This is a genomic window from Baaleninema sp., assembly GCF_049974805.1.
Classification (GTDB): domain Bacteria; phylum Cyanobacteriota; class Cyanobacteriia; order Cyanobacteriales; family Geitlerinemataceae; genus Baaleninema.
This window is the reverse complement of sequence record NZ_JBNGCO010000128.1, coordinates 1-9771: the sequence shown is the minus strand read 5'-3', so window position 1 is coordinate 9771 and position 9771 is coordinate 1. Positions and strand designations below refer to the sequence as shown.

Genomic DNA, 9771 nt, shown 5'->3' with positions numbered 1-9771 from the left:
CGGTGCGTGACGATTTTTCGGTCTTACGATTGACACCCTATTTTTCAAGTCACGCCCTTGTCGGTGCGTGACGATTTTTCGGTCTTACGATTGACACCCTATTTTTCAAGTCACGCACCCTACGGACTCATCATCGCCTCATCGTTACTGCACTCGTTCGATACCTTCGTGAACGATTTCTAGGGTTTCGTTGGCCATGTTGTTGTCCCCGGCGGTAAATTGCGGCCCTTCATATTTGCAGGGATAAGCGTTTTTCACTTCCCAACGGGCCTGCATATTTCCAGCTTGGTCGTAAGCACTGACGGAAGCGGCTCTGCGGTTGTCCGCCCAGCCAGAAGCACCGCCGTCGTTGGTGTTACAGTCTTTGTACCAACGATATAAATCTAAATCCGTCGTGGCGACGACTTTCACGGTGACATTGCTAAATTTCTCGTTGGTGGGGGTGGCTTGACGCATCTTAACGCCCCCTTTCCCCGAGCCTAAGACGCCGCCATCGCCAGCGACGGGAGACTCGACAGAAAGTCCGGCAACTTCGAGGATTTGCTTTTCGGCGACACCGTCCGCTTCAAAGTAAAACCGACAACTTGTTAACAGTTCCGCCACGGTTTTTTCTCCTTCTTTTGTTGAAAAAAGTTAACTGACACGCGCCCGGAGGAGAACGGGCTTTTTAACGCCCTCCTCACTTCAATTAAATCACAGGAAAATTGAACCTTCTACGGGTTCGATTTATTGGTTCGGCGCCCACTGACTGATACGGAACACGATGAATTCGGCGGGTCGGACGGGCGCCACGCCAACGTCGATGTACAACCGCCCTAACATCATGGTTTCTGCGGTGTTGATTTCGCCGTCGCATTTGACGTAAAAGGCTTCTTCGGGGGTGCTGCCAAATAGGGCGCCGCTTCGCCACAACCGCTCGAGGAAGTTGCGGACGGTACGGGTGACGCGGGCCCATAAATCTTCGTCGTTCGGCTCGAAAACTGCCCACTGCGTCCCTTGTTCGATGGATTTTTCGATGTAACTCATTAAGCGGCGAACGCTGATATACCGCCATTGCACGTCGTCGGGTTCGACGAGAGTTCGCGCCCCCCAGATTTTGATGCCGCGATTGGGAAATTTGCGAATGCAGTTAATTCCTATGGGGTTGAGATATTCTTGTTCGCGGAAGTTCACGTCGTAAGTGAGTCCCACGACGCCGCGAGGGGTGATGTTGGCGGGGGCTTTGTGGACGCCTCGGCTTTCGTCGGTTTGGCACCATACGCCCATCATGTGACCGCAGGGAGGAATGCTGATGGGACGGCCGTTGTTGCGGGGATTGGGGACTTTCAGCCAGGGATAGTATAGGGCGGCGAATTTCGATCGCCGTCCCCAATTGCTTAACCAGTCGGCCACGTCTTGGGGGGTTTCGCTGTCCGGAAGCGGGTCGATGACCGCCATGCGATAGGGGGGACTGGGGGCGGAGTTTTCGCATCCGGTTATCATGACTTCCATCAGTCCGATGACCTGTTCGCGATCGAGATAGTTCTGTTGGTACGCCATCATCAGGTCGGGACAGGCGATCGTTGCTACTTCGTCGATCTCGAACAAACCCTGTAACCCGGTGCGTTTTTTCCGCATCCCGTACATATAGTTGTGGAGTTTGGCGTCTTCGTATACTAACGGCGGCGGACTCACTTCGTATTGACCGTCAGCGGGACGCACTGCTAAGGGTAGGCCGCGATCGGCCAGAATCTGAACGTCGAGGTAAGGGGAATCTTGTAAGGCTTCGAGGACGAAGGTGCCTTCTTGGCGATCGACCTCGGGATTCATGGTGAGGTGGCGATAGACGGCGTCTACTTGCTGCGCCCGGCCGTCTTCTTCGATGGTATGTTTTAAGACTTCTCCGCCTCGTTTGAGGGTGACTTTGAAGTATTCTCCGGAGTCGAAGGGTTCTTCGGCGGCGTCGTCTTCGGGGGGAGCGGGTTCGTCGGGGGCGACTTCGACGAGGATGCGACCGTTTTCTTGTTCTTCGGGTTTGATTTTGAATTCTAGGCTGGGACGGTTTCCGGCGGTGGATACGGTTAAGGCGGTTTCTTGGGTGTTGGGGGGGGATCGTTGCGGCGTCGGGGAAGTTGCGTTCCTAGGCTGACAACCCAGCAGCGGCCGCCGCCGTTGTCGAACCAACCTTTGACGGAGAAGGGAAGGTATGCGCCGAAGTCGGTGAAGCCGTCGGAACCGGGTTTGGCGAAATATTCGAGGTATTGACTCCAACTGGTGACGAGTTGCGGGGTAAATAGGTCGGCTTTGCCCCGCACGTCTTCGGTGAAACCGACGAAACCCGCGACGCTCATGCTGATGCCTTCGATGGGGCGACTTCCACGATCGACTTCTTCAACGTAGACCCCAGGGGCGGAATAATCTAGTCGAGCCACTGTTTTGTTCTCTCCTGTTTAATTCAGGGTTGATGGACTGTTTTTTCGGGCGGAATTTCAAATGCAAATACTTCACCTATCGGGTTAGATAGGTGCGATCGCTTCCCGTTCTCTCCAGGTCGGGATACCTCTATAGAGTACTCGGGGAAATTTCTAGGTTTTTACGGGAAATCGCTGGAAACTTAATAAAAATTTACGGTGTGAGGTCGCTTTGACCTGCCATTTGAAATGATTTAATGGTTGATTTCACGGACGAATATAGCCTACAACAGAGAAGAATGTCAGTATTATTTTGCGAAATCGGTAAAAACTTCACGTCCGTTCGATCGCCCCAAAATGAGTAATTATCTCGCGATTGCTACTGTCACGGCTGTTTTGCAACAACTCCTGCAAGAAGGGGTCGAAACGGACGTTCCCGGCGCTCAGGTGACGACGGTTCGCCCGGATAAAAAACAGGGCATCGACCTCGACAAACCGGGCATTAATATCTATCTCTATCAAGTGACGCCGAACCCGGCTTGGCGTAACGCCGACCTCCGCACGCGACGCCCGAAAGGGGATTTGAGCAAACAGCGACAGGCGGGGTTAGATTTGCACTATCTCTTCACCTTTTACGGCAATGAAGGGGAATTAGTTCCGCAACGGTTACTCGGGAGTGCGGTGCGAACTTTGGTCGATCGCCCGGTACTCGATCGCGAAACGCTGCACCGCTTTACTCAACGCAGTCGCGCTTCGTCTCAAACTCACCCCTATTTGGCGGATTCGACTCTCGCCGAACAGGTGCAATTGGTGAAACTGATGCCCAGTACCATCACCACGGAAGACCTGTCGCGGATTTGGTCGGTGTTTTTTCAAACGCCTTATTCTCTGTCTCTGGCGTATCAGGGAACGGCGGTTCTCATTGAAGGCGATCGCGCGGGGCAGAAAGGTTTACCGCTGCGCCGTCCTCCGTCTGTGGCGATCGCTCCCCAACGTCCCATGTTGGACAGGGTGTCCTTTCAAGAGGGGGACTCGCCGCCAACCCCCCTCGAACAACTGTCCAACCAAATCCTCAATCGCGGAACTCTCATCGTTCGGGGCAAGCAACTGGTGGGCGATCGCACGCAACTGCAAATCGGTAACGCCCTCCTCACCCCCCAATTCATCGACGACACGGAATTACAACTGGATTTAGGGCGATTGCCTTACCCGGAAGCCGAACAGTTGCGAGGGGGAATCGCTGGGTTGAAAGTCGTTCGCTGGCAATCTCGCCCCAATCCCCGAGATCCTGAAAGCCGCCTCGAATCTAACGCCGTCCCCCTCGTCCTCTGTCCCACAGTTATGGAAGGCTTGAACCTCGTCGAACTCGAAGAAGACGAATTCGGACAGTATTCGGGGCGTCTGGTGGTTCCCCTCGATCTCTCTGTGGACGATCGCCAACAGGTGTTTGTCTTACTCAACAGCCTCGATACTGCTGAAGCTTACGTTTTTCGCCAACAGCGGGGAGAGACGCTGACTCACACTCCCAGTTTCGCTCTCGAAGCGGTCGAACCCGGCGAGTATTTGGTACGGGTGCAAATCGACGGGGCGGAAAGTCGTTTGGAGGTCAATCCTGAAAGCGATCGCTACGACAGTCCCAAGGTCAGGGTGGAATGATTTCACAAACAAATATCGAAGTCAGCTATCTGTTGCAACGGATGGAGGACTATCAGGGGTTGGCGATTTTGACGACGAACTTGAAAGATGCGTTGGATTCGGCATTTATGCGTCGTTTGCGGTTCGTGGTGCAGTTTCCCTTTCCCGATGCCAAACAACGGCGTCATATTTGGCGAAATACCTTCCCCGAAGCGTTACCGATGGCGATCGACGGGGAGAAGGACTTGCGGAAGTTGGCGCGATTGAACGTCACGGGGGGAAATATTCGCAGTGTGGCGTTAAACGCGGCGTTTTTGGCGGCGGAGGACGAGGAACGGACGTTAACTATGCGACATTTGTTGAGAGCGGCGCAGTTGGAATCGTTGAAGTTGGAACGTCCGTTAACGGATGGGGAAGTGCGCGGTTGGGTGTCGGAAGAGGAGAATTTTTAGCTCCCTCGGCGAGAAGTCACGCGCTCTAACCGTTAGGGTGAGCGGCGCTTGGGATAGCCGAGGGGTAAGCTGGCGGGTAATTTGGATTTCGGGTGATTTGGATTTCGGGTGATTTTGCCGAAAACTCTTAGTGATTTGTATTAATCGTATTAATTAAAGAGTCAACAATATGTTTCGTCCCTTTATCCGAAATTTGGGAATTCTCCGAAACTTGGGAATGGCGGCGGTTTCCATCGCCGCCGTCGCCGCTCCCGTGGTTCGAGCCGTCCAAGTGGCGGACGGAACCGTTTATTTCGATCGCCCCCCGTCTCTCCTCGGCGCCAGTACCACCTTCGACAGCATTCGCAGTTGGAACGCCACCTATTTCTTCAGTCTCGAACTTCCCGAAGACGCCGGAGAACCGCTCCAACAGATTTCGATCGCCCAACACGAGCGAGTCGATCCCCACATGAGATATCACCTCGAAGATACCTATAGCTTCGAGGGAACCCGGCGCGATCGCGGCGATGCCATTTCCCTCGGAACTGTCACCCACGACGAAGACAACCAAACCCTCACCGTCACCTTCGAGCCTCCCGTCGAACCCGGAACCACCGTCACCGTCGCCTTACGTCCCGTTCGCAATCCCGCCTTTTCCGGCGTGTATCTCTTCGGCGTCACCGCCTATCCCGCCGGAGACCAAGCCTACGGTCAATTTCTCGGTTTCGGACGCTTGCACTTCTACAGTCGCTTCAGCCGATGGTGGTAATGCAGGGAGATGAGGGGATGAGGGGATGAGGGGATGAGGAGATGAGGAGATGATGGGATGATGGGATGCGATCGCAAAACACACCGTTGCCCTTGGCAACAACTGGGGCGATCGCATATCATAGTAGTTTGGTATCTTGCAAGCGAGAATAGGCAAATTCGCTCATGGCTAAAAGAAGTGCGATCGAGCGCCACAAAAAGCGCAAAAAATTAGTTGAAAAATACGCAGACAAACGGGCTGACTTGAAAGAACAGTTCCGCACGGCGACCAACCAAGCGGAAAAAATGGAAATTCACCGCAAGTTGCAGCGTCTCCCCCGCAACAGCTCCAGAACGCGGGTTCACAACCGCTGCTGGGCGACGGGTCGTCCGAGAGGTTACTATCGCGATTTCGGCTTGTGCCGCAACCAACTGCGGGAAATGGCGCACCAAGGCTTACTCCCCGGCGTCGTGAAATCGAGCTGGTAGACCAACCGTGAAGAGGGAAGAGTGAAGAGTCAAGAGAGTTAACAGTTGACAGTTTCTCCCTGGCTCCCCCCTCTCCCCTTCTCCCTATCTCCCTATCTCCGGAGAGCTACTCAACCTTGGCCGCAACAACGCTCGATCCCCAAACTATCGAGGAGCAAGTCGCTGACGGCGTTGGCGACGGCGAACTCTCCGTAAAAGCTTTGTGAAAAATCAAACGACTGCATCTCCGTCACGATGGCGAGAACGAGAGACCCTACATCGTTTTCTCCCTCCATGCGCTGTCTGACGAAGACCTTGGCCGCGCGATCGGCGATATCTTCGTTGACGGGTTCGGGAAGAAACTCCTCGTTAAGCCAGCGATGCAAGGCGTCTTTGAGCCATTCCCCCTCCTGTTTGGGATTTTCGGCCGGAGGGAGCGTAATCGGTGGAATCGGTTGAGGTGCGTTAGAGTCAGACACGAGTCCTAATCCTTAAATAATATACTTGGGTTGGTTAAGGGTGTATTTAACGAGTTTGCGGCCGCCCTCGGCGATCGCACCGATAGACGGACAAGTTGCAGACATTGTATCTCGTTTTTTTCTGGCTCTCTGACAACGCCCGACCGTCCTCCCCCAAATGTTCGAGTGCAATGGACTTCGATATTTCCTCGATTATCTCTGGATACGCACAGGGATATTTTTTAATGGCGAACGACAGTCATAGTGACTCCCTTTCAGACCTTGGATGGTACAGCAGTCGCGAACGCGCCTTAATTCCCCTCGACGATCGCTTTCGCTACCCGAAGTCGTTACGGCGCGTTCTCAATCAAAATCGCTTTCGCGTGGCGGTCGATCGCAATTTTCCCGCTGTTGTCGAAGGCTGCGCCGATCGCACAACCACTTGGATTTCTCCCCAACTCAAGCAAATTTACCTCGCGCTCAATCAAGCGGGATGGGCTCACAGTTTCGAGACTTGGGAGGGCGATCGATTGGCGGGTGGGATTCTCGGAATTACCATCGGCGGCGCGTTTATCGGCGAGTCGATGTTCTATCACATTCCCGAAGGCTCGAAAGTGGCGATGGTGAAACTGGTCGAACGGCTGAAAAAGCGTAATTTCGTGGTGTTCGACGCGCAACTCAACAACCCCCATTTAGAGCGCTTCGGCGCGTACACCGTCAGCGAACAGGACTATCAACTCCTGTTACAAAAAGCCTTACAGCGTCAGTGCAGTTTGTTTTGAGACGAAATCCAATGTCCCAACCCTGCAATCCCCCCATCAATCCGCTTGCGGAGGCGCTTCAAAGGGGTTCAAATTCTCGGGAGTCGTGGGTTTCTCGCCGTCAGAGATCCCCGATTCGAGTCCCTCTTCCGCCTCACCGCTTCCCGTAGATCCCTGAGAACGATACGCCTGAATTACCGCCACCCGCGTCGCCACTTCCCCCAATTCGTTCGTCACCTGAAGCGTCACGGTTTGCTGAAACGGAGCCTCTCGCAAAACGTACTGAAACGAGCCGCTGGGGTTCACTTCCCCAATCAGGGGTAACAGTTCCACTTTGGCGTCCCGTCCGCCAACGTTGACGTTCCACGCAATTTCGATCGCTGTGGGGGCGCCCTTGGGACCGATGGCGAACAGGAAAGGCGCCGGGTTCTCTCCCACGGCTTTGTCATTGATTTTTAACTCGAAATTCTCTTCAGCGAACAAGATATCTTCTCCTGCGGCCGCACCTCCCGCCGCGCCGCCAGTTCCTCCGGCGCCTCCTCTGGCGTTGCGTTGGGGTTCGACGGTGACGGTGGAGGTTTCGGCTGTAAGGGGGGTTCCGCCGTTGTATCGGGGAACGGCGCTTAACTCGAAGATGTATTCGCCGATGGGTAGGGTTGCGATGGGGAAGTCTTCGCAGAGTAGTTTGAGGGTTCCGTTGGTTTCGTTGAGGGTGCAGGATTGGCCGATGGTATTGCTTAATTCGTTGGGGTTGTCGGGGAGTTCGAGACGCAGCAAGTCTTGACGATCGCTCCCTTGGGGAGACCGTTGCGTCACGACGAGGGTTTGGAGGCGGTGGGGGCGATCGATCTCCCAGTTGGCGAGAATTTCGTCTTCTGTGGCGACGTAGGTGGTTTGGCTGGTGGTGAAGGTTTGAATTCGCGGTTCTTCTAAGGCCAGGGTGGTTTGGGTGGTTTGTCGGTCCACCGCTTCGCGATCGCTCGTGTGGGAAAAAACCGCTATTTCAAAGCTGTAAATTCCGGGGTCGAAGATCGATCGCGCCGTCCACATACAGACTTCGGGAGGGGTCGCGGTTTCCACCTCCGGGGAATTGCTGACGAAGGAGCTTGAAGGGGAGGTTTCCCGGTCTGGAACGTCGCAGGTGAGTTTTGCGGCTTCGGCGTCGGACTCGAACCCCGCTCTCGTCTGTCGGTGGCGGTACAATTGCGTTTTTCCCTGTTGGTCTTTCATGAGAATTTCAATCCTCGAGACTTTCTCCCGATGGCTTAAATTCCAGGTGAGATTGACGGTTTCTATGCTGTCGTTATTTTCGTCTGGCGCGAGGTTGAAATTGTTGATTTGAGGCGCGTCGAAGGAGACGGTGGCGGTGCGGCGAACGTCGGCGACGAGTTCGGGATTGCGTTGGCGGACGCCGAACAGGGTTCGAGCAGCCACAGGAAAGGCTTTTAACTCGAAGGTATAATCTTTGGCAATTTGAAGGTCTTTAAGTTGCAGTTTACAGGTGATTTGATCGCTGTTTTCTTCGGGGATTTGACAGGTTTCGGGGGGCGAAAATTCTGATTTTTTAGGGGGAGAAGAAAACAGTTTAGATAAAAAACGTGGTATAATAGTGTTAGAAGATTTTGAAGGAATTTCTTCTCGGAATTTTAGCCGTCGTTCTTGGGTTTGTCCGGCGGTGTCTTGATAGCTGAGTAATACGCTGTCGAGTTGTTGGACTCGATCGATTTCCCAAGTCAGGAGAATTCCGTGTTGAGATGCCGTGCTGGCGTGGGTGCTTTCGGAGTCTGTGGCAATTTCAAAACTGCGAATTTGTGGCAAAGCGGGAAGTTTTAAGAGGATAATTAAAAACCAGCCCAAAAGACCCAATCCCGAGGCGATTAAGAGAAACCAAATCCACCAGGGACTCCGTTTCCAAACAATCGATCGCTTCAGTTCGCTCTCAGAAATGGGTAAATCTAGATACGGTTGGCTGTTCGCCAGTTGCAGACTGAAATTTAAAGTTTTTTCTTTTCGACGAAGAGGCGATTTCCAAGTTTTCGGTTTGACCCAGAGTTGAAAGGTTTTAGATTTCCCCGGAAGCAGTTCCACTTCCGGCGGATAGTCCACGACGCGATCGAGTTCCGGGTCGAAAAACACCTGTTCGCAAATCCCCTCTCGCTCGAATTCCGTTTTGACAAAAACCCCTCGTTTGGTGTTGCTACAGTTGACCGCTTCCAGGTCGAATTTGCCCCATTTGGCGTTTTGCCCTTTGATAAATCCCCGTTTAGCTTTCTGCGGTGGTTTTCCGCGTCCGTTTTGACTCGAAACCGTTAAAGACAGGGGTACGGTGGCGGAGTGCGGCGATTCGGGGCCGAGGCGTTCGGCGTCGATTTGGGGGGAAGATTGGGGCAGTTTCAGGGGCTTTTGAGGGCGTACTTCCAGGCGCACCCCTTCGCCCGTGTCACCGTAAAATCGGGCGATTTTGAAATAGATAATATCGGTGAGAATTTCCCCTTCGACCCGCGAGGAGAGGCGCAGGGTGGGACTGTACACTAAATCGGAAGTGGCGTCGGGTGGCGGCTGTAAAATCAGCTCGATGTCTCCGGCGCGGTTGGGGTTGAGAAGTAGGCTGTCGCTTTGGTTGGGATAAACGACGCGATACCACTCTTGTTTGAGATCGCAGCTGAGATAGTATCGATCGACCCGGTTGGAGGCGTTTTCGATGCGGACGCTGAGGCGGGTGGCTTGTCCCGGTTGCAGTTGGGGCGGGGTTTCTCGGCGCATCGGCGGCGTCACCGTCAAGCCGGGAACCCGATCGTCTCCCGAGGCGATGACGCGCAGTTGTTGGCTTGACATACTCGCCGCCTTAAAAGAGCGGCGATTCTCCAGACCTCACGGTTTG

Annotated in this window: 10 protein-coding genes; 5 read left to right on the top strand and 5 right to left on the bottom strand. The window is 54.0% G+C overall.

Annotation, left to right across the window (positions count from 1 at the left end; genetic code table 11):
• Window positions 1-144: 144 nt before the first annotated feature.
• From ACP5D4_RS18720 to ACP5D4_RS18710, 3 genes are all read right to left on the bottom strand, one after another.
• Window positions 145-603 (bottom strand): phage tail protein, encoded by a 459-nt coding sequence (locus ACP5D4_RS18720; RefSeq protein WP_428013134.1) that lies wholly within the window; start codon window positions 601-603, stop codon window positions 145-147.
• A 123-nt stretch (window positions 604-726) separates the two neighbouring features.
• Window positions 727-2163, bottom strand: a complete 1437-nt coding sequence (locus tag ACP5D4_RS18715) for a phage tail sheath family protein (protein WP_428013133.1) — start codon at window positions 2161-2163, stop codon at window positions 727-729.
• On the bottom strand, window positions 2061-2411 hold the full coding sequence (locus tag ACP5D4_RS18710) for a hypothetical protein (RefSeq protein WP_428013132.1): 351 nt from the start codon (window positions 2409-2411) through the stop codon (window positions 2061-2063). The genes ACP5D4_RS18715 and ACP5D4_RS18710 overlap by 103 nt, the downstream gene beginning before the upstream one ends.
• 336 nt (window positions 2412-2747) lie before the next feature.
• On the opposite strand from ACP5D4_RS18710, the gene ACP5D4_RS18705 reads away from it, so the two are divergent.
• From ACP5D4_RS18705 to rpsN, 4 genes are all read left to right on the top strand, one after another.
• Window positions 2748-4046, top strand: a complete 1299-nt coding sequence (locus ACP5D4_RS18705) for a DUF4255 domain-containing protein (protein WP_428013131.1) — start codon at window positions 2748-2750, stop codon at window positions 4044-4046.
• The gene (locus ACP5D4_RS18700; protein ID WP_428013130.1) at window positions 4043-4477 is read left to right on the top strand and encodes a hypothetical protein; all 435 of its coding nucleotides are present in this window, start codon (window positions 4043-4045) and stop codon (window positions 4475-4477) included. Before ACP5D4_RS18705 ends, ACP5D4_RS18700 begins: the two co-directional genes overlap by 4 nt.
• Before the next feature lie 169 nt (window positions 4478-4646).
• On the top strand, window positions 4647-5225 hold the full coding sequence (locus tag ACP5D4_RS18695) for a DUF2808 domain-containing protein (protein WP_428013129.1): 579 nt from the start codon (window positions 4647-4649) through the stop codon (window positions 5223-5225).
• 164 nt (window positions 5226-5389) lie between these two features.
• Complete coding sequence (rpsN, locus tag ACP5D4_RS18690) at window positions 5390-5692, top strand: 30S ribosomal protein S14 (RefSeq protein ID WP_428013128.1); 303 nt, start codon at window positions 5390-5392, stop codon at window positions 5690-5692.
• Window positions 5693-5802: 110 nt separating this feature from the next.
• On the opposite strand, the gene ACP5D4_RS18685 is transcribed toward rpsN, so the two are convergent.
• Entirely contained in the window at window positions 5803-6150 is a 348-nt protein-coding gene (locus tag ACP5D4_RS18685) for a hypothetical protein (protein ID WP_428013127.1), read from the bottom strand.
• 170 nt (window positions 6151-6320) lie between these two features.
• Between ACP5D4_RS18685 and aat the strand changes: the two genes are divergently transcribed.
• Window positions 6321-6911 (top strand): leucyl/phenylalanyl-tRNA--protein transferase, encoded by a 591-nt coding sequence (gene aat, locus ACP5D4_RS18680; RefSeq protein WP_428013126.1) that lies wholly within the window; start codon window positions 6321-6323, stop codon window positions 6909-6911.
• Window positions 6912-6947: 36 nt separating this feature from the next.
• On the opposite strand, the gene ACP5D4_RS18675 is transcribed toward aat, so the two are convergent.
• The gene (locus ACP5D4_RS18675) at window positions 6948-9725 is read right to left on the bottom strand and encodes a hypothetical protein (protein WP_428013125.1); all 2778 of its coding nucleotides are present in this window, start codon (window positions 9723-9725) and stop codon (window positions 6948-6950) included.
• Between the last annotated feature and the right edge of the window lie 46 nt (window positions 9726-9771).